Raw genomic sequence first — 20,174 nt, forward strand, 5'->3', positions numbered from 1 at the left:
CATACGACGTAAAAGTCGGGAGGAAAGATGGAAACTGTAGTTGGTCTAACCGCTATCGCTGTTGCACTGTTGATCGGCCTGGGCGCACTGGGTACCGCAATTGGTTTCGGCCTGCTGGGCGGCAAGTTCCTGGAAGGCGCTGCTCGCCAGCCAGAAATGGTTCCAATGCTGCAAGTTAAAATGTTCATCGTGGCCGGTCTGCTCGACGCCGTTACCATGATCGGCGTTGGTATCGCTCTGTTCTTCACCTTCGCGAACCCCTTCGTTGGTCAACTCGCTGGCTAATCACTCGAATTTTCGAGTTGATTGATGGACAACGAACGAGCGAGGTGTTGGCGTGAACATTAATGCAACCCTGATTGGCCAGTCCGTTGCGTTCTTCATTTTTGTACTGTTTTGCATGAAGTTCGTGTGGCCTCCGGTCATCACGGCGCTGCACGAACGTCAGAAGAAGATCGCGGATGGATTGGACGCTGCCACCCGTGCAGCTCGCGACCTGGAGTTGGCCCAAGAGAAAGCGGGCAACCAACTGCGCGAAGCGAAAGCACAGGCAGCCGAAATCATTGAGCAAGCCAAGAAACGCGGTAACCAGATCGTCGAAGAGGCTGTTGATAAAGCCCGCGTCGAAGCTGAACGCGTGAAGGCTTCGGCTCAGGCCGAGATCGAGCAGGAACTGAACAGCGTCAAAGACGCGCTGCGCGCCCAACTGGGTAGCCTGGCCGTCGGTGGTGCCGAGAAGATCCTGGGTGCCACAATCGATCAAAACGCGCACGCGGAGCTGGTTAACAAACTGGCTGCTGAAATCTAAGCGAGGGCGATCATGGCAGAACTGACCACGTTGGCCCGACCTTACGCTAAGGCGGCCTTCGAGCACGCTCAGGCCCACCAGCAACTGGCCAATTGGTCAGCCATGCTCGGCCTGGCAGCAGCGGTGTCGCAAGACGACACCATGCAGCGTGTGCTCAAGGCCCCGCGACTGACGAGCGCAGACAAGGCCGCCGCGTTTATTGACGTGTGCGGCGACAAGTTCGATGCCAAGGCACAGAATTTCATCCACGTCGTTGCCGAAAACGACCGTCTCCAGCTTTTGCCGGAGATTTCGTCGCTGTTCGACCTGTACAAGGCCGAGCGGGAGAAGTCGGTAGACGTGGAAGTCACCAGTGCTTTTGCATTGAACCAAGAACAGCAAGACAAACTCGCCAAGGTTCTCAGTGCACGACTCGACCGGGAAGTGCGCCTGCAAGTTGCGGAAGATGCATCCCTCATCGGGGGTGTTGTCATTCGCGCCGGCGACCTGGTTATCGATGGCTCAGTTCGCGGCAAACTCGCGAAACTGGCCGAAGCATTGAAATCTTGAGTTTGAAGGGGCAGCAGAGCAATGCAGCAACTCAATCCTTCCGAAATAAGTGAAATTATCAAGGGCCGCATCGAGAAACTCGATGTGACCTCCCAAGCCCGCAACGAAGGCACTGTCGTCAGCGTGTCTGACGGTATCGTGCGGATTCACGGTCTGGCCGACGCTATGTACGGCGAAATGATCGAGTTCCCGGGCGGCGTCTACGGCATGGCACTCAACCTGGAGCAAGACTCCGTAGGTGCCGTGGTACTGGGCGCGTACACGACTCTGGCTGAAGGCATGAGCGCCAAGTGCACCGGTCGCATCCTGGAAGTTCCGGTTGGTAAGGAACTGCTGGGTCGCGTAGTCGACGCACTGGGCAACCCTGTCGACGGCAAAGGTCCGCTGAACAACACCGAGACCGACGCGGTCGAGAAAGTTGCTCCTGGCGTGATCTGGCGTAAGTCGGTAGACCAGCCTGTACAGACTGGCTACAAGGCTGTCGATGCCATGATCCCGGTCGGCCGTGGCCAGCGTGAGCTGATCATCGGTGACCGTCAGATCGGCAAGACCGCCCTGGCGATCGACGCGATCATCAACCAGAAAGACAGCGGCATTTTCTGCGTATACGTCGCCGTTGGTCAGAAGCAATCGACCATCGCCAACGTGGTTCGCAAGCTGGAAGAAAACGGCGCACTGGCCAACACCATCATCGTTGCCGCCAGCGCTTCCGAATCGGCTGCCCTGCAGTTCCTGGCTCCGTACTCCGGTTGCACCATGGGCGAATACTTCCGCGACCGCGGTGAAGACGCGCTGATCGTTTATGACGATCTGTCCAAGCAGGCTGTGGCTTACCGCCAGATCTCCCTGCTGCTGCGTCGTCCACCAGGACGTGAAGCTTACCCAGGTGACGTGTTCTATCTCCACTCCCGTCTGCTGGAGCGCGCATCCCGCGTTTCGGAAGAGTACGTAGAGAAGTTCACCAACGGCGCAGTGACCGGCAAAACCGGTTCCCTGACCGCTCTGCCGATCATCGAAACCCAGGCTGGCGACGTTTCCGCGTTCGTTCCGACCAACGTGATTTCCATCACCGACGGTCAGATCTTCCTGGAATCGGCCATGTTCAACTCGGGCATCCGCCCTGCAGTGAACGCCGGTGTTTCGGTATCCCGTGTAGGTGGTGCCGCTCAGACCAAGATCATCAAGAAGCTGTCCGGTGGTATCCGTACCGCCCTGGCCCAGTACCGTGAACTGGCGGCATTCGCCCAGTTCGCTTCTGACCTGGACGAAGCGACCCGCAAGCAACTTGAGCATGGTCAGCGCGTTACCGAGCTGATGAAGCAGAAGCAATACGCGCCAATGTCGATCGCCGACATGTCGCTGTCGCTGTATGCCGCTGAGCGTGGGTTCCTGACCGACGTTGAAATCGCCAAGATCGGCAGCTTCGAGCAAGCGCTGATTGCTTACTTCAACCGCGATCACGCCGATTTGATGGCCAAGATCAACGTGAAGGGTGACTTCAATGACGAAATCGACGCTGGCCTGAAGGCCGGTATCGAGAAGTTCAAGGCCACCCAAACCTGGTAAGCCGCAGCGGGAGCCGCAAGGCTCCCGCTTGCTAACCTGATAGGTGTTACATGGCAGGCGCAAAAGAGATTCGCAGTAAGATTGCGAGCATCAAAAGCACGCAAAAAATTACCAGCGCCATGGAAAAAGTGGCGGTCAGCAAAATGCGCAAGGCACAAATGCGCATGGCTGCTAGCCGTCCTTATGCGGAGCGTATCCGCCAGGTAATTGGGCATCTGGCCAACGCCAACCCGGAATACCGCCACCCGTTCATGATCGACCGCGCCGTCAAGCGCGTCGGTTACGTCGTGGTGAGCAGTGACCGTGGTCTGTGCGGCGGCTTGAACACCAACCTGTTCAAGGCCCTGGTCAAGGACATGGCGGTAAACCGCGAAAACGGCGTCGAGATTGATCTGTGTGTCGTGGGTAGCAAGGGTGCGGCCTTTTTCCGCAACTTCGGCGGTAACGTCGTTGCAGCTATCAGCCACCTGGGTGAAGAGCCGTCGATCAACGACCTGATCGGCAGCGTGAAGGTGATGCTGGATGCCTACCTGGACGGCCGTATCGACCGCCTGTCCGTGGTGTCCAACAAGTTCATCAACACCATGACCCAGCAGCCTACCGTGGAGCAATTGATTCCACTGGTGGCAACCCCGGATCAGGAACTCAAGCACCACTGGGACTATCTGTACGAACCGGACGCCAAAGAGCTGCTTGACGGCCTGATGGTGCGCTATGTGGAGTCGCAGGTGTACCAGGCGGTGGTCGAGAACAACGCTGCTGAGCAAGCGGCGCGGATGATCGCGATGAAGAACGCTACCGACAACGCCGGTGATCTGATCAGCGATTTGCAGCTGATCTACAACAAGGCGCGTCAGGCTGCGATCACCCAAGAGATCTCGGAAATCGTCGGCGGCGCTGCCGCGGTTTAACGGTTCAAATATTCAGAGGATCCAGCTATGAGTAGCGGACGTATCGTTCAAATCATCGGCGCCGTCATCGACGTGGAATTTCCACGCGACAGCGTACCGAGCATCTACGACGCCTTGAAGGTTCAAGGCGCCGAAACCACTCTGGAAGTTCAGCAGCAGCTGGGCGACGGCGTGGTACGTACCATTGCGATGGGTTCCACCGAAGGCCTCAAGCGTGGCCTGGACGTGAACAACACTGGCGCAGCCATCTCCGTACCAGTCGGTAAAGCGACCCTGGGCCGGATCATGGACGTGCTGGGCAACCCGATCGACGAAGCTGGTCCGATCGGCGAAGAAGAGCGCTGGGGTATCCACCGCGCCGCTCCTTCCTTCGCAGAACAGGCTGGCGGCAACGAACTGCTGGAAACCGGCATCAAGGTTATCGACCTGGTTTGCCCGTTCGCCAAGGGTGGTAAGGTTGGTCTGTTCGGTGGTGCCGGTGTCGGCAAGACCGTAAACATGATGGAACTGATCCGTAACATCGCCATCGAGCACAGCGGTTATTCCGTGTTCGCCGGTGTGGGTGAGCGTACTCGTGAGGGTAACGACTTCTACCACGAGATGAAGGATTCCAACGTTCTGGACAAAGTGGCACTGGTCTACGGCCAGATGAACGAGCCGCCGGGAAACCGTCTGCGCGTAGCCCTGACCGGCCTGACCATGGCCGAGAAGTTCCGTGACGAAGGTAACGACGTTCTGCTGTTCGTCGACAACATCTACCGTTACACCCTGGCCGGTACCGAAGTATCCGCACTGCTGGGCCGTATGCCTTCGGCAGTAGGTTACCAGCCGACTCTGGCTGAAGAGATGGGCGTGCTGCAAGAGCGCATCACTTCGACCAAGCAAGGTTCGATCACTTCGATCCAGGCCGTATACGTACCTGCGGACGACCTGACCGACCCGTCGCCGGCGACCACCTTCGCCCACTTGGACGCCACCGTCGTACTGTCCCGTGACATCGCTTCCCTGGGTATCTACCCAGCGGTAGACCCACTGGACTCGACTTCGCGCCAGCTGGATCCGAACGTGATCGGCAACGAGCACTACGAAACCGCTCGCGGCGTTCAGTACGTGCTGCAGCGCTACAAGGAACTGAAGGACATCATCGCGATCCTGGGTATGGACGAGCTGTCGGAAACCGACAAGCAGTTGGTATCCCGCGCTCGTAAGATCCAGCGTTTCCTGTCGCAGCCGTTCTTCGTGGCTGAAGTCTTCACCGGTGCCTCGGGTAAATACGTTTCCCTGAAAGACACCATTGCTGGCTTCAAAGGCATCCTCAACGGTGACTACGACCACCTGCCAGAACAAGCGTTCTACATGGTTGGCGGCATCGAAGAAGCGATCGAGAAAGCCAAGAAACTGTAATCCCGGCGCCCGGCAACGGGCGCTAATTTAGGTTGAGGCAATCAGATGGCTATGACAGTCCATTGCGATATCGTCAGTGCGGAAGGGGAAATTTTCTCCGGTCTGGTCGAGATGGTGATTGCACACGGTGCGCTGGGTGACCTGGGTATTGCCCTGGGCCACGCGCCGCTGATCACCAATCTCAAGCCGGGTCCGATCCGCTTGATCAAGCAGGGCGGGGAAGCCGAGGTGTTCTACATCTCCGGTGGTTTCCTTGAGGTTCAGCCGAACATGGTCAAGGTTCTTGCCGACACCGTGCAACGTGCTGCCGACCTGGACGAAGCCTCCGCTCAGGAAGCCGTCAAGGCTGCCGAGAAGGCCCTGAACGAAAAAGGCGCGGACTTCGACTACGGTTCCGCTGCTGCACGTCTGGCCGAGGCCGCAGCCCAGCTGCGCACCGTCCAGCAGATCCGCAAGAAGTTCGGCGGCTAAGCCTCCGCTTGTTGCGCGATTGATTAAAAAGGGTAGCCTCGGCTACCCTTTTTTCTTTTCCGATTTTCACACTTGGTCACAACTCTGACCACCCAGGATTGGTAGCCAGTCATGTCTCTCGAAATCGTTATTCTCGCGGCCGGCCAAGGCACCCGCATGCGCTCGGCGTTGCCGAAGGTTCTTCATCCTGTCGCTGGCAACTCGATGCTTGGACATGTTATCCACAGCGCGCGGCAATTGAATCCACAGCGCATTCACGTGGTGATCGGCCACGGTGCGGACCAGGTGCGCGAACGACTGGCAGCCGACGACCTGAACTTTGTTCTCCAGGACAAACAACTGGGTACCGGCCACGCGGTGGCCCAGGCCGTACCGTTCATTACTGCCGACACGGTGCTGGTGCTCTACGGTGACGTGCCGCTGATCGAAGTGGAAACCCTGCGACGCCTGCTGCAACACGCCACACCCGAACAGGTGGCGCTGCTGACCGTCGAGCTGGCCGATCCGACCGGCTATGGCCGCATCGTGCGCAATGCCGCAGGCAAGGCCTGTGCGATCGTCGAGCAGAAGGACGCCAACGAGGCGCAGCGCGCCATCACCGAAGGCAACACCGGCATTCTCGCCTTGCCGGCCCAGCGTCTTGGCGACTGGATGAGCCGCCTGTCGAATAACAACGCCCAGGGCGAGTACTACCTGACCGACGTGATCGCCATGGCAGTCAGCGATGGCCTGGTGGTGGAAACCGAGCAACCCCACGACGCCATGGAAGTGCAGGGTGCCAACGACCGTCGGCAGTTGGCCGAACTCGAGCGCCATTACCAGAAGCGCGAGGCCCTGCGCCTGATGGCCCAGGGCGTGACCCTGCGCGATCCGGCCCGTTTCGACGTGCGTGGCGAGGTCACCGTGGGTCGTGACGTGCTGATCGACATCAACGTGATCCTCGAAGGGCATGTGGTGATCGAGGACGACGTGGTGATCGGGCCGAACTGCGTGATCAAGGACAGCACCCTGCGCAAGGGCGTGGTGCTCAAGGCCAACACTCACCTTGATGGCGCGATCATGGGCGAGGGCAGTGACGCCGGTCCGTTCGCCCGCCTGCGTCCAGGCAGCGTGCTGGGCGCGCGTGCCCATGTGGGTAACTTCGTCGAGTTGAAGAACGCTGTGCTGGGTAACGACACCAAGGCCGGGCACCTGGCCTACCTGGGTGATGCCGAGATCGGTGAGCGGACCAATATCGGCGCCGGCACCATCACCTGCAATTACGATGGCGCCAACAAGCACAAGACCGTGCTGGGCGACGACGTCTTCATCGGCACCAACAACTCCCTGGTGGCCCCTGTGGATATCTCCAATGGGGCCACCACGGCGGCGGGGTCGACCATCACCCAGAACGTCGAACAAGGTCAACTGGGTGTGGCTCGCGCGCGCCAGCGCAATATCGATGGCTGGAAGCGCCCGGTGAAAATCAAGAAGAGCTGAATTATCCACAAGCCTTTTCAAGGCTGTGGAAAGGGAGGGCCACCGGGAGTGGCCCTTTCTTCCTTAAAAACTCCGTCCTTGTGGGAGCCGGCTTGCTGGCGATCCGCCGCAGGCGGCCATTCATGGAAATTCTGTGGCGCCAATGACACTGCTATCGCAGCAAGCCGGCTCCCACGGAAAGTTATCCACAACTCTCAATTTACAAACCTTTCACTTGACGACATTTCGATTTCAGGTTTTGATTGAGAACATTATCTTTCGAATCGAAACATAACCTCCCATGTCGAAACGCAATACACCTCAACGTCGCCACAGCATTCTCGCCTTGCTCAGTGAACAGGGTGAAGTGAGTGTGGACGAACTGGCCAAGCGCTTCGAAACCTCCGAGGTTACGGTTCGAAAGGATTTGGCTGCGCTCGAAAGCAATGGTTTGCTGCTACGTCGTTATGGCGGTGCTATCAGCATGCCTCAGGAACTGGTCAGCGATGCGGGCCAGGCGGTTTCGAAATACAAGCAGGCCATTGCTCGCGCTGCGGTCGGGCGCCTGCGTGAACACGCGCGGATCATCATCGACAGCGGCAGCACCACGGCTGCGATGATCCCTGAACTGGGCCTGCAACCTGGCCTGGTGGTGATGACCAACTCGCTGAACGTTGCCCGCGCCCTGAGCGAGCTCGAGCATGAACCGGTGCTGCTGATGACCGGCGGCACCTGGGACCCGCACTCCGAATCGTTCCAGGGCCAGGTCGCCGAACAGGTACTGCGCTCCTACGACTTCGACCAGTTGTTCATCGGTGCCGATGGCATCGACCTGGAGCGCGGTACCACCACCTTCAACGAATTGCTCGGCCTCAGCCGGGTAATGGCCGAAGTGTCCCGTGAAGTGGTGGTCATGGTCGAGTCCGACAAGATCGGTCGGCGCATCCCCAACCTGGAGCTGCCATGGCGCAGCGTCCACACCCTTATTACCGATGAACGCTTGCCCCAGGAGGCACGCGAACAGATTCAGGCCCGCGGCATTCATTTGATTTGCGCGGCCGTCAGCTAGGAGAAAAGAGCATGTGCGGGATTGTCGGTGCAGTTGCTGAACGTAATATCACGGCCATTCTGGTCGAGGGTCTGAAGCGCCTGGAATACCGTGGCTACGACAGCGCCGGTGTGGCCGTCTTCACCCATAACGGTACGCTGGAGCGTACTCGCCGGACCGGCAAGGTCAGCGAGCTGGACCAGGCCCTGGCCGGCCAGCCATTGGTGGGTCGCCTGGGCATTGCCCACACCCGCTGGGCTACCCACGGTGCGCCGTGCGAGCGTAACGCCCACCCGCATTTCTCCGGTGCCGATATCGCTGTGGTGCATAACGGCATCATCGAGAACCACGAAGCCCTGCGCGAACAGCTCAAGGGCCTGGGCTACGTCTTCACCTCGGACACCGATACCGAAGTGATCGCCCACCTGCTGAACCACAAGCTCAAGGACCTCGGCGACCTGACCAAGGCCCTCAAGGCCACCGTCAAGGAGCTGCACGGCGCCTACGGCCTGGCCGTGATCAACGCCCAGCAACCTGACCGCCTGCTCGCCGCCCGCAGTGGTAGCCCACTGGTGATCGGCCTGGGCCTGGGCGAGAACTTCCTCGCGTCCGACCAACTGGCCCTGCGCCAGGTGACCGACCGCTTCATGTACCTGGAGGAGGGCGATATCGCCGAGATCCGCCGTGACAGCGTGCAGATCTGGGATGTCGACGGCCAGGCCGTCGAGCGCGAAGCCGTGCAGTATCGCGATGGCGCCGAAGCCGCCGACAAGGGCGAGTTCCGCCACTTCATGCTCAAGGAAATCCATGAGCAGCCATCCGTGGTGCAGCGCACCCTGGAAGGCCGCCTGAGCCAGAACCAGGTGCTGGTCCAGGCTTTCGGTCCACAGGCGGCCGAGCTGTTCGCCAAGGTGCGCAACGTGCAGATCGTCGCCTGCGGCACCAGCTACCATGCCGGTATGGTCGCCCGTTACTGGCTGGAGAGCCTGGCGGGCATTCCATGCCAGGTGGAAGTCGCCAGCGAATTCCGCTACCGCAAAGTAGTGGTGCAGCCGGATACGTTGTTCGTTTCCATCTCCCAGTCTGGCGAAACCGCCGACACCCTGGCGGCCCTGCGTAATGCCAAGGAGCTGGGGTTCCTGGGCAGCCTGGCGATCTGCAACGTCAGCATCAGCTCGCTGGTACGTGAATCGGACCTGACCCTGCTGACCCAGGCTGGCCGCGAAATCGGCGTGGCCTCGACCAAGGCCTTCACCACCCAGCTGGTTGGCCTGCTGCTGCTGACCCTGGCCCTGGGCCAGGTACGTGGCACCCTGGCGGAAGGTGTCGAAGCCGAGCTGGTGGAAGAACTGCGCCGCCTGCCGACCCGCCTGGGCGAAACCCTGGCGATGGACACCAAGGTCGAGAAGATCGCCGAGCTGTTCGCCGACAAGAATCACACCCTGTTCCTCGGGCGTGGTGCGCAGTATCCGGTGGCGATGGAAGGTTCGCTCAAGCTCAAGGAGATCTCCTACATCCACGCCGAGGCCTATCCGGCCGGCGAGCTCAAGCACGGCCCACTGGCGCTGGTCGACAACGACATGCCGATCGTCACCGTGGCACCGAACAACGAACTGCTGGAGAAGCTCAAGTCCAACCTGCAGGAAGTCCGCGCCCGTGGCGGTGAACTGATCGTCTTCGCCGATGAACAGGCCGGCATGAGCAATGGCGAGGGCACCCACGTCATCAGCATGCCGCACATCCATGACACCCTGGCGCCGATTCTCTACACCATCCCGCTGCAACTGCTGTCGTACTACGTGGCAGTGCTCAAGGGCACGGACGTCGACCAGCCGCGCAACCTGGCGAAGTCGGTGACGGTGGAGTAAGCGGGCTGTCAGTCACAGCCATCTGGTTTTAAAGCTGTCGCAGGAACCGGAGAGGTTTGCTCTCCGGTATCCCGCCTTGCCCTTCACCGGGTTCCTTCTTCCTCACGCCTATCTTTCGATATCTCACCTGCCAGGTTACGCATTCCCAGAGATAATCGATTTCTTTCAAAATGTACTAACCTGTTAATTCAATTTGCAAGAGCATAAACTGCCCCACCTCTGACCTGCATGGGCCCAGGCTTGAGTGCAGGCGCGCCGCTGGCGCCACACCCGTCCTCCTCTGGAAATCCCACCTGCCAGGGGCCGCCAGGTCGGCCGACGAGCTCTTCAAATACAAACCGAGATACCGCAATGCCCCTCTCAATTAGCCATACCCCGACTGCCCTGTTGCTGGCCCTGGTCAGCAGTGCCGCCATGGCCGATGCCGACCTGATGTCCCGCAGCACCCTGACTGGTGACTGGGGCGGCCTGCGCCACCAGCTCGAGGAAGATGGCGTCCGGTTCACTGGCGACTACAGCGGCGAAACCGCCTACAACGCCGACGGTGGCCTGCACCGCTCGGCACGCTACTCGCAGAACATCCGGCTCGGCGTGCAGTTCGACCTGTCGAAACTGTACGGTTGGGAAAACGGCGGCAAGGTCCAGTTGACCATCAACGACCGCCGCGGCCGGAGCGCCTCGGAAGATCTGGTCGGCAACCGCCTGCCGATCCAGGAAAACTACGGGGGCCTGTACACCCGCTTGACGGAGTTCAGCTACGAGAACAGCCTGTTCACCCCGGCGCTGAACGTGAAGATCGGCTACATGGCCATGGGCAACGACCTTGGCGGCCTGGACAGCGGCATCCTCTGCAACTTCATGAACGCTGGCTTCTGTGGCCACCCGCTGAACATGTCCGGTGGCAGCGGCTGGACCAACTACCCCAATGCCCGCTTGGGCGCGCGGGTGAAGTACGATCTGTCGCGCTCCTGGCAACTGCGCGTGGCGGCGTTCAACGTCGACCCGGAAAGCAACGGCAACTCCAGCCGTGCCTGGCACCTGGGGCCCAAGCACACTACCGGTACCGTGCTGCCGGTGGAACTGGTGTACAAGCCGCAGGGCGAACTGCCGGGCGAGTACAAGCTGGGCTACTACTACGACAGCTCCGACGTGAAACGCATTGGCAGCAACAAGGAAGTGTCCGGCCGTAGCGGCCACTACCTGCTGGCCGAGCAGGCGGTGTGGAATGATGCCGGTTCGCCTGGGCGCAGCTTGCATGTGTTTGGCCAGTATTCGGCCTCGAGCGAGGCGGCCTCGCCATTCACCAAGTGGTATGGCGCCGGAGTGGTGCTGTACAAACCATTCGAAGGCCGCCCGCGCGACACCTTGGCCCTGGGCTACGGTCGCGCGGTGCCCAACCCGCGCAGTCGCTCTCTGCTGGAAGACGCCGCGTTCGATGCCGGCCGGCCGTTCCCCAACATCGACAACGCCGAGCAGTTGATCGAGCTGAGCTACGGCTACCAGGCCACGCCGTGGCTGATGCTGCGGCCGGATGTGCAGTACATCATCGAGCCGGGAGCCTTCTCCGGGAAGGACATCGACAACGCGCTGGTACTGGGCCTGCAGGTCAAGGCCACGTTCTAAACCGCCGCGGCTGCCATGAGGGCACGGTGGGTGAATGCTAGTGCGCCACCGACCAGCCGCCACAACCATGGTAGTCCCGATCCCCGACCTTGAGCAGCACGGTCGCCTCGAACTTCCTGCCGCTCATGTCGTCGGCGCAGGTGCTCCTGTCGATCAGCACCTGGATTTCGGTACCGTCCGCAGCGTTGCCGAAGAATCCATCCGGGGTGGATTCGGTCTTGGCCACTTCGGTTTTCTGCTGGCCGTAGTTCATCTCCAGGTGCAGCGGCGGTTCTGTTCCCGTGCCGACTTCAACAGCCCAGCCCGGCTCGTTGCCGGTCGCCCGAAAACCACCCTTGAGGGCACTGGCATCGCTGGTCGCTGCGGAAACCCCACTACTGGACGAGGCCGATTGTTCGCACCCGGCAAGCGACAACAGCAAGGCGGCGCAGAGAAGTCCTGGGTAGTTCATGTAGGAAATTTCGGTGCTTGAAAACCACGAGGTTAGCGCAGTCGTTCGGTTGTGGCCGAAAACGAAGGTTTCAAAGTGTTAATGAGTGCCCGTCGACTTATCCACAGCCCGTTGGCCAGCTGTATCTGCCCGAAATAAAAGGGCTCGCCGAAGCGAGCCTTTTGCTCACGATGCGCGCTGAATCTCAGCGTGAGGCAGATGCCAATCGGCGTTTGATATTGCTCGTGATCCTGGCCATCCAACCTGGCGGAGTGGAAGGTTCAGGCGGGGATACAGGTTGGGCTTGAGGCGTTTTCACCGCGGCAACTTCGGTTGTCGGATGCGCAAGGTCATCAAGCACCTGTTGCGAGGTTGCCCAGAGGTTGGGGGAGCCCTCGGTGAGTACCATCTGGCTTTTTATCTGCAAACGCGCGGCAAACTCGGGAGCCAACAGAGCCTCGGCGAATGAAAGCCCCATCACGGTATTATCCTGGTTCTGCTCGAAGAATATGCCGTGCTCAGAAATCTGGGTCCTGATACCCGATGCGTATCTCTTTACCTGGTACTCCGACATTTCGCTCATCGACAGGGTGTTGATAACCAGGTCGAAACTTTCGGACAGGGTGTCGAACAGGTAATTGGGCAACAACGACAGGCGCTCGTCACCTGCTTCGCCGTGCATCTTCACGTTCTGCGTCGCAATCGACAGGTAGATACCGGAGAACAGCAGACTCTCGGGCAAGTCACAGATCACGTATTCGCAATCAGGCACGGCCTCCATCAAGGCCAGCGCCAAGGCACCATACCCGCCGCCGATTTCAAGAATTCGCGCCGGGCGTCCCAGCGACCGCAGCCTGTCCAGGACGCCGGATGAATAGAGAAGTGTCATCCTCTCCTGGTAGACGCGGGTATCGTAGTTGACCAGCACGCCGTCAACATACCAACCGACTTCGCCCAAAATATGCGGCGGCTTTACCCAGGCCCATTCAGGCACCCCCTTTACGGAGTCCTTCCAGGCCCGAATGACCTCCGTGGGGTCTATCTGGCGCAGACGCTCATCAAAGTTGCCCGGTACTTCGGCAACGCTTCGAACCCCGCGGGCCCCCTTCATTTCTCTGAGGCTGTAGCCGGTGAAGCACTGCGCCATCAGCCTGAGATTGTCGATGTGTTTCCATTCGAGCGTGGCAAGCAGTTTGACCGCGTCACGAAAGTCGTTGGGCGAGTCGTCGGCCCAGTTGGCATCGGGCTTTCCGAACTTCGCGTCGAGCCCTCGATCCTCGATGATTTGATTCCGATTATTCAGTGAGGCAAGTACCTCGACTGCTACACGTTCGGCCGCATCCCGCTGCGGCTCTGATGGCACCGTTATTTCAGATAGAGTCGCAATACTTGAAATGTCCACTGATTGCCCCTGCGTCCTGCGTTTCAAGAGTGAAAAAGTTCAACGGTAGTAAATGGCGGCTGCTTGTCAATTTCGACCAGCTCTCTCCATTCGGCACGAATCGGCTCGCGTTGCCCCTGGCATCTACACGCTAGCAGTATCCCGCGCCTAAATTATCGATGTCGATGCAGAATGTTTCATTACAAAGCATGTTTTCTGCGGGTTGAACTCTCCTGGCCAATATTGTCCGATCCCTGCAAGATTTACTCACCGCGTGCCGCTCAGGCATTTGTCGTCTTATCCACGCCCAAGGGGGATTCCATGCCAGTTGTGACTATCGATGGGCAACCGCTGCATTACCTGGACCAGGGGGAGGGCGAGGTGGTCGTCCTGGGTTCAAGCTACCTGTGGGACAGCGCCATGTGGGCCCCGCAGATCGCCGTGCTTTCCCAGCACTATCGGGTGATCGTGCCGGAGCTCTGGGGCCATGGGCAATCCGGGCAACTGCCGGCCAACACCCTCAGCCTCGATGACCTGGCCAACCAGGTGCTGGCCCTGCTCGATCTGCTGGATATCCAGCGTTTCAGCCTGGTCGGCCTGTCGGTTGGCGGCATGTGGGGCGCGCGGCTGGCATTGGCGGCGCCCCAACGCATTCGTGGGCTGGTGCTGATGGACACCTATGCCGGTGCGGAACCTGAAGCCACCCGCCAGTATTACTTCTCGATGCTGAAGATGATCGAGGATGCCGGCAGCATTCCGCCGCCGTTGCTGGATGCCATCGTGCCGATCTTCTTCAAGCCCGGCATCGACCCCGAGACGCCGTTCTACCAGACGTTCCGTCATTCCCTGACCCAGTACTCCCGCGAGCAGTTGCTCAACAGCATCGTGCCCCTTGGCCGCTTGATCTTCGGCCGCGACGATCGCCTTGCCGCGTTGGCCGCGCTGAACGCCAAGACCACCCTGGTGATGTGCGGCGAGCAGGACAAGCCACGGCCGCCGAGCGAAGCCCGGGAAATGGCCGAATTCATCGGTTGCCCGTACATCGGCATTCCCGAAGCCGGGCATATTTCCAGCATCGAGAATCCGGCCAGCGTGAACCAGGCGCTGCTGGCGTTCCTGGAAAAACTGTCCGGGTAATCCCGGCGGGTTTTGGATACGCTGAAGAGGGCCGCCGATGCGGCTCTTTTCTTTGCTGCGGTGCACAGGGGGCGGTGTGGATAGATTCCAGGAAATGCAGGTGTTCCTTGCCGTGGCCCAGGAGCAGGGGTTCTCGGCGGCCGCGCGGCGCCTGAATCTGTCGGCTCCCAGCGTCACCCGTGCGGTATCGGCCCTGGAAAAACGCATTGGCGCGCAGTTGCTGATTCGCACCACGCGCAGTGTGTATCTGACCGAGCCGGGTCAGCGCTATTTCGAGGACTGCCGGCGGATTCTCGCGGAACTGGATGAAGCCGAAGCCTGTGCGGCCGAAAACCACGCGCAACCGAGTGGACAACTGACCATGACTGCGCCGGTACTGTTTGGCGACTTGTATGTCACACCCGTGATGGTGCGCTATCTGGAACAGTACCCGGCCGTCAGCATCAACGCCTTGCTGGTGGACAGGGTGGTGCGCATGGTCGAGGACGGTATCGACGTGGCCGTGCGTATCGGCGAACTGCCGGACAGTGGTCACCATGCCGTGAGGGTCGGGCAAGTACGCCGGGTCGTCTGCGCATCGCCCGGGTATCTGGCCAGGCATGGCAGGCCCATGCATCCGGATGAACTGCGCCAGGCACGGATCATCATGACGTCGGGGGCTTCCCAGGTGCGCAGCTGGCAATTCGTCGACGGCGACAAGCCGCTCAATATTCGCCTGGAACCGCGTATGGCGGTGAGCGCCAACCAGGCGGCCATTCGGGCGGCCTGCCTCGGGGCGGGGCTTACGCGGGTGCTGTCCTATCAGGTGGCGGACCAGTTGGCCTCGGGCGAACTGGAAGTGGTGCTCGAGGATTTCGAGTTGCTGCCAATGCCGATCCACGTGGTGTATCAGGGTGGGCGTACGGCACCGGTACGGGTCCGCAGTTTTGTCGATTTTGTGGTGGCTGCCTTGAGGGATAATCTGGCACTCAGGAAGTGAACCCCCTTCAGTCAGGGTTTATTTCACCTGCTGAAATAACGGATTGCCATTTCTGGTGATTCTGTTGTTTTCGCCGCAAGCGGAAGATGACTCCCACAGCGCGATCCATCCAGGATCGCCCGGCGCTTCTGGAGTGCACCATGTCTCAGCCTGCCATCAAGCTCTATAACTTTTCCCGTTCCGGCCACGCCCATCGTGCCGAGTTGATGCTGTCCCTGCTCGGCCTGCCGGTGGAACTGATCCATGTCGACCTGCCCAGCGGCGCCCACAAGAAGCCCGAGTACCTGGCGCTGAACGCGTTTGGCCAGGTTCCGGTGATCGACGACCAGGGCGTGATCCTGGCGGATTCCAACGCGATTCTCGTGTACCTGGCGCAGAAATATGGCAACGGCCGCTGGCTGCCGAGCGATCCTGTCGGCGCCGCCCAGGTGCAGCGTTGGCTGTCGGTGGCGGCGGGGCCGATTGCCTTCGGTCCGGCGCGGGCCAGGTTGATCACGGTGTTCGGCGCGAATTTCGATGCCGACGAGGCGATCACTCGTTCTCACGCCTTGCTCAAGGTGATCGAGCAGGAACTGGGCCACACGCCTTATCTGGCAGGTAGCGAACCGACCATCGCCGATGTCGCCAGTTACAGCTATATCGCCCATGCGCCAGAGGGCAACGTCTCGCTGGCCGACTACCCTAACGTCAGGGCCTGGCTGGCGCGCATTGAAGCGCTGCCTGGCTTCGTCCCGATGCCACGTACCGTTGTCGGCTTGCAGACGGCCTAAGTCCCCAGGGGAGGAATCGCGATGAACCAGTCCGGTGTTTCACCCTGGCATGCGGGCGAACGGCAGATGCAGGCACGAGCCGGCGTCGCCGAGCGGATGGCTGAATTGGGCACCCGGGTAGTCCGGGACTATATGCCGGACCAGCATCGTGATTTCTTCCGCCAGTTGCCGTTCATGCTGTTTGGTGCGGTTGATGAAGAAGGGAGGCCTTGGGCAAGCCTGTTCGAGGGCGAACCTGGCTTTGCCTTTTCTCCCGACCCCAAGCTCCTGCGGATCGACAGTTTTCCACAACCCGAAGATCCGCTCCATGGCGCCATACAGCCAGGGGAAGCCCTGGGTTTACTGGGTATCGAACTGCATACGCGGCGGCGCAACCGGCTCAATGGGCGCATCCGTAGCCTGGGTGAGCAGGGCCTGGATGTCGTTGTGGAACACAGCTTCGGCAACTGCCCGCAGTACATTCAATTACGCCAGTTCGAACGGGTGGCGCCGGTCGAACCGGAGCAACGGGTCGTGCATCGGGGCACTACGTTGGACTCCGTGGCGACGGCGATGATTCGTGGTGCCGATACCTTTTTCGTCGCCAGTTACGTTGATGTCGACGGCGGCCGTTCGGTGGATGTCTCCCATCGCGGTGGGCAAAGCGGGTTTGTGCAGGTGGAGGAGGACTGCCTGACCATTCCGGACTTTGCCGGCAACCTGTTCTTCAATACCTTGGGCAACCTGCTGGTAAATCCGCGGGCCGGCTTGCTGTTCATCGACTTCAATACCGGAGACCTGCTGCAACTGAGTGGTCGTACCGAAATCATCCTCGACGGTCCGCTGGTGAAAGCTTTCCAAGGTGCGGAGCGTTTGTGGAAGTTCCACGTGGAACATTGTCTGCGTCGCCCGGCTGCATCGACCTTGCGCTGGAAGTTTGAGGGCTTCTCTCCCAATAGCCTGATGACCGGCAATTGGCAGCAGGCGGCTGCACGGTTGCAGGCCGAAGCGCTGGGCAATAGCTGGCGGCCACTGCGGATCGAGCGGATTGTCGAGGAAAGCCGCAATATCCGCTCCTTGTACCTGAAACCGACCGATGGGGCGGGCAGCCCGCTGTTTTTGGCTGGGCAGCATCTACCCTTGCGATTCAGCATCGACGGGCAGACGCATATTCGAACCTATAGCGTGTCCAGCGCTCCATCGGATGCGTTTCTGCGAATCAGCGTGAAGCGGGACGGTCTGGTTTCGTCGCATGTCCACGATCGCCTGCAGGTCGGCGATCTGCTCGAGGCGCGTGCTCCGCAAGGGCACTTCACGGTTGCGCCGAGTGCGCCACGCCCGCTGGTGTTGCTCGCAGCGGGTGTCGGGATCACGCCGTTGCTGTCGATGCTGCGCGAGGTGGTTTACCAGGGCAAGCGCACGCGACGGATGCGGCCGACTGTGCTGTTTCTCAGCGCGCGCTCGCTGGCGGAACTGCCGTTCACCGAAGAACTGGAGGAATTGCTGGCGCTGGCCGGGGAGGCCGTTCAGGTGTTGCGTGTGCTGAGCCAGCCGGAAGAGCGTGCGGTGCCGGGGAAGGATTACGATGTGCGCGGGCGGCTGAGTGCGGCGGTCATGCAGCAACTGTTGCTGATCGACGACTATGACGCGGTGGATTTCGTGCTCTGTGGTCCTGGTGGTTTTACCCAGGGTTTGTACGATCAACTGCGCGGCCTGGATATTCGCGACGAACAGATCCACGCCGAAACGTTCGGGCCATCGACGTTGCGCCGGCAGTTGGACCCTGGGATGAAGCCGATCGAACAACCGCCAGCGGCTATCGTTGCGGTGCCGGTGTTGTTCAACAAATCGGCAAAGGAGGCCCGCTGGCAACCGGAGGGGAGCAGCCTGCTGGAGTTGGCGGAGAGCCGTGGCTTGCGCCCCGAATTCAGTTGCCGGGGTGGGTCATGCGGGACGTGCAGCACGCGGTTGATCAGCGGCCAGGTGCACTATCCGCATCCGCCGGCGGAACTGCCGGGAGAAGGTCAGGTGCTGATCTGCTGTGCGATACCGGCCCAGGGCGAGGAACCGTTGGTGCTGGATCTCTAACCCTATGTGGGTGGTGCCATGTAGGAGCGGGCTTGCCCGCGAAGCTTTTGGCGGCCCTGAGGACGCTTTCGCGGGAAAGTCTGCTCCTGGGGGAAACCCTTGGGGACAGGGTCATCCCATCAGCAGAACCTGATCAGGTTCAACGGCGCAGACTGGTATCGATCTGAGTCATCCGGCTCCGCAGGGTGAAGACCCCATCACCCGACAGGATCGCGCCTCGGGCGAACAGGCGGCCATTCTCCCAGTTCGAAAGACCCAGCTCCGGTTTGTTCAGCGCGTATTGCCCATCGACCCAACGGGTGAAGCCGTCGCCAACGAAGGGCGCATTGATGCTGTTGTAGAAGTAGTCATGGGCCTGGCGGTCGGCGCTGAGCAGCGACACGGTGAATTGCGGGCTGTAGCGGTTGAACAACGCGATGGCCTGGTCGAGGTCGTCGACGATCTTCAGGCTGACTTCCGGCGTGTCTTCCCATTCCCACTCGCGGCCCAGTTGTTCCTCGGGCAGGGATTCGGTCTGTGCCTCTTCCCGGTCACCCTCGGCACGACGAACCTGTACCTGCGCCTGCAACCACTGTTCGGGCAACACGCCTTCGTCACCGCTGACGATATGCAACTTGCAGCTCTGGCCGCGAGCCTTGCCGGCCTCGGTCAGTGCGTCAAGAAACACTGGTACCAGTTCCGCCGCCCGCTGGCGGTGGATCACGCAGACGTTCAGCGTGTTGCACACCTTGCGATCGAGAGAGTTGCGCACCACTTCGGCAAAACGCGCTGCGTCGGCATCCTGGTGAGCTACCAGCCAGGCGCCACCGGTACCATGCAGGCTGACGACAGTGCCAGCCTGCTGGGCAATGCCACCCAGCTGTTTCACCGCGTGGCCCGAGCCGCGAGCCACCGCCAGGGACAGCCGGCGGTCGGCGAACATTGCCCAGCCCGCCGCGCGATCGAGGCTTTCCACCAGCGACACGGCGCCCTCCGGCAAGCCTGCTTCACGCAGGGCTGGCTCCAAGGCGTGCTTCATGATCGCCTGGGCCGTGCCGAGGGCGTCGCTACCGATGCGCAGCACCGCGGTATTGCCGGTGCGCAGGACGCCAGCCGCATCGGCGAACACGTTGGGCCGGCCCTCGAAAACGAACGCCACCACGCCCAACGGAGCGACTACCTGCTCGACTTTCCAGCCTGCATGTTCCACAGACTCGCGCACACGCCCACGAATCAGCGGCGCATCGCGCCAGGCCCGCAGCCCGGCAATCATGTCGCGGCGCATGGCCTGGCTGGTCGCCAGACGCGTGGTGGAACGCCCCAGTGCCTGGGCCCGAGCCAGGTCGGCCTGGTTTGCCGCCTCGATCAAGGCCCAGGATTCGTCGGCTTCCAGGTGGCCGGCGAACAGGTCGAAGAAGCGGCTGATGGCGTCGTCCGACACCTGCGCCAGTGCGCTGAAGGCATCTTGGGCGGCATCGATGGCGCTTGCGGCGAGCTGTTGCACCGACTGCGGGATCAACAGCAATTCGCCGCTGCCCTGATCGACCAGCAGGTGATCGCCCGGCTGGAACCGCTCGGCCAATTCCGGCGGCACCGGGGAAACCCGATTACCCGCGTAGAGAATGGGAGTGCCGGCGATAAGACGATCGAGCGTGCTGGTCATGGTGACTGAACTTGCCTGAATAAATGAGGAATGAAATGTATAAGAAAAACGCCGTCGGCTCA

General features: G+C 60.7%; 18 protein-coding genes. 15 read left to right on the forward strand and 3 right to left on the reverse strand.

The window, feature by feature from the left end; genetic code table 11:
- The first annotated feature begins 27 nt into the window (after window positions 1-27).
- The 11 genes from atpE to AC6I6U_RS03610 all read left to right on the forward strand — a co-directional run bounded on the left by atpE (window position 28) and on the right by AC6I6U_RS03610 (window position 11,706).
- A complete protein-coding gene (gene atpE / locus AC6I6U_RS03560) occupies window positions 28-285 on the forward strand; it encodes a F0F1 ATP synthase subunit C (RefSeq protein ID WP_002555987.1) in 258 nt (85 codons plus the stop codon).
- A 52-nt stretch (window positions 286-337) separates the two neighbouring features.
- Window positions 338-808, forward strand: a complete 471-nt coding sequence (locus AC6I6U_RS03565) for a F0F1 ATP synthase subunit B (RefSeq protein ID WP_497880685.1) — start codon at window positions 338-340, stop codon at window positions 806-808.
- Window positions 809-820: 12 nt separating this feature from the next.
- A complete protein-coding gene (locus AC6I6U_RS03570; protein WP_497880686.1) occupies window positions 821-1,357 on the forward strand; it encodes a F0F1 ATP synthase subunit delta in 537 nt (178 codons plus the stop codon).
- 21 nt (window positions 1,358-1,378) lie between these two features.
- A complete protein-coding gene (atpA, locus tag AC6I6U_RS03575; protein ID WP_497880687.1) occupies window positions 1,379-2,923 on the forward strand; it encodes a F0F1 ATP synthase subunit alpha in 1,545 nt (514 codons plus the stop codon).
- A 50-nt stretch (window positions 2,924-2,973) separates the two neighbouring features.
- Window positions 2,974-3,834 (forward strand): F0F1 ATP synthase subunit gamma, encoded by an 861-nt coding sequence (gene atpG, locus AC6I6U_RS03580; RefSeq protein ID WP_040071850.1) that lies wholly within the window; start codon window positions 2,974-2,976, stop codon window positions 3,832-3,834.
- A gap of 27 nt (window positions 3,835-3,861) precedes the next feature.
- On the forward strand, window positions 3,862-5,238 hold the full coding sequence (gene atpD, locus AC6I6U_RS03585) for a F0F1 ATP synthase subunit beta (RefSeq protein WP_010447598.1): 1,377 nt from the start codon (window positions 3,862-3,864) through the stop codon (window positions 5,236-5,238).
- 45 nt (window positions 5,239-5,283) lie between these two features.
- Window positions 5,284-5,709 carry a F0F1 ATP synthase subunit epsilon gene (locus AC6I6U_RS03590; RefSeq protein WP_010447599.1) on the forward strand — a complete coding sequence of 142 codons (426 nt, stop codon included), beginning with the start codon at window positions 5,284-5,286 and terminating at the stop codon, window positions 5,707-5,709.
- 111 nt (window positions 5,710-5,820) lie between these two features.
- On the forward strand, window positions 5,821-7,188 hold the full coding sequence (gene glmU, locus AC6I6U_RS03595) for a bifunctional UDP-N-acetylglucosamine diphosphorylase/glucosamine-1-phosphate N-acetyltransferase GlmU (RefSeq protein ID WP_497880688.1): 1,368 nt from the start codon (window positions 5,821-5,823) through the stop codon (window positions 7,186-7,188).
- 280 nt (window positions 7,189-7,468) lie between these two features.
- Window positions 7,469-8,236: a DeoR/GlpR family DNA-binding transcription regulator gene (locus AC6I6U_RS03600; RefSeq protein ID WP_497880689.1), complete on the forward strand. Its 768-nt coding sequence runs from the start codon at window positions 7,469-7,471 to the stop codon at window positions 8,234-8,236.
- A gap of 11 nt (window positions 8,237-8,247) precedes the next feature.
- A complete protein-coding gene (gene glmS / locus AC6I6U_RS03605) occupies window positions 8,248-10,083 on the forward strand; it encodes a glutamine--fructose-6-phosphate transaminase (isomerizing) (RefSeq protein ID WP_497880690.1) in 1,836 nt (611 codons plus the stop codon).
- Window positions 10,084-10,434: 351 nt separating this feature from the next.
- Entirely contained in the window at window positions 10,435-11,706 is a 1,272-nt protein-coding gene (locus AC6I6U_RS03610; protein WP_497880691.1) for a carbohydrate porin, read from the forward strand.
- A 37-nt stretch (window positions 11,707-11,743) separates the two neighbouring features.
- Here AC6I6U_RS03610 and AC6I6U_RS03615 read toward each other — a convergent pair whose 3' ends face one another.
- Entirely contained in the window at window positions 11,744-12,157 is a 414-nt protein-coding gene (locus AC6I6U_RS03615) for a hypothetical protein (RefSeq protein WP_497880692.1), read from the reverse strand.
- Window positions 12,158-12,341: 184 nt separating this feature from the next.
- Entirely contained in the window at window positions 12,342-13,538 is a 1,197-nt protein-coding gene (locus tag AC6I6U_RS03620) for a putative sugar O-methyltransferase (RefSeq protein WP_497880693.1), read from the reverse strand.
- 300 nt (window positions 13,539-13,838) lie between these two features.
- Here AC6I6U_RS03620 and AC6I6U_RS03625 point away from each other — a divergent pair, with 300 nt between their 5' ends.
- The 4 genes from AC6I6U_RS03625 to AC6I6U_RS03640 all read left to right on the forward strand — a co-directional run bounded on the left by AC6I6U_RS03625 (window position 13,839) and on the right by AC6I6U_RS03640 (window position 18,470).
- Window positions 13,839-14,654, forward strand: coding sequence for an alpha/beta fold hydrolase (locus AC6I6U_RS03625; RefSeq protein ID WP_497880694.1), 816 nt, complete (start codon window positions 13,839-13,841; stop codon window positions 14,652-14,654).
- Window positions 14,655-14,730: 76 nt separating this feature from the next.
- Window positions 14,731-15,633, forward strand: a complete 903-nt coding sequence (locus tag AC6I6U_RS03630) for a LysR family transcriptional regulator (protein ID WP_497880695.1) — start codon at window positions 14,731-14,733, stop codon at window positions 15,631-15,633.
- Window positions 15,634-15,773: 140 nt separating this feature from the next.
- Window positions 15,774-16,403, forward strand: a complete 630-nt coding sequence (locus AC6I6U_RS03635) for a glutathione S-transferase family protein (RefSeq protein ID WP_497880696.1) — start codon at window positions 15,774-15,776, stop codon at window positions 16,401-16,403.
- A gap of 21 nt (window positions 16,404-16,424) precedes the next feature.
- The gene (locus AC6I6U_RS03640) at window positions 16,425-18,470 is read left to right on the forward strand and encodes a 2Fe-2S iron-sulfur cluster-binding protein (RefSeq protein ID WP_497880697.1); all 2,046 of its coding nucleotides are present in this window, start codon (window positions 16,425-16,427) and stop codon (window positions 18,468-18,470) included.
- 139 nt (window positions 18,471-18,609) lie between these two features.
- Here the strand turns inward: AC6I6U_RS03640 and AC6I6U_RS03645 are convergent, their stop codons facing one another.
- On the reverse strand, window positions 18,610-20,112 hold the full coding sequence (locus tag AC6I6U_RS03645) for an aldehyde dehydrogenase family protein (RefSeq protein ID WP_497880698.1): 1,503 nt from the start codon (window positions 20,110-20,112) through the stop codon (window positions 18,610-18,612).
- Between the last annotated feature and the right edge of the window lie 62 nt (window positions 20,113-20,174).

It is taken from the genome of Pseudomonas sp. UTLPPB19802 (assembly GCF_059730225.1).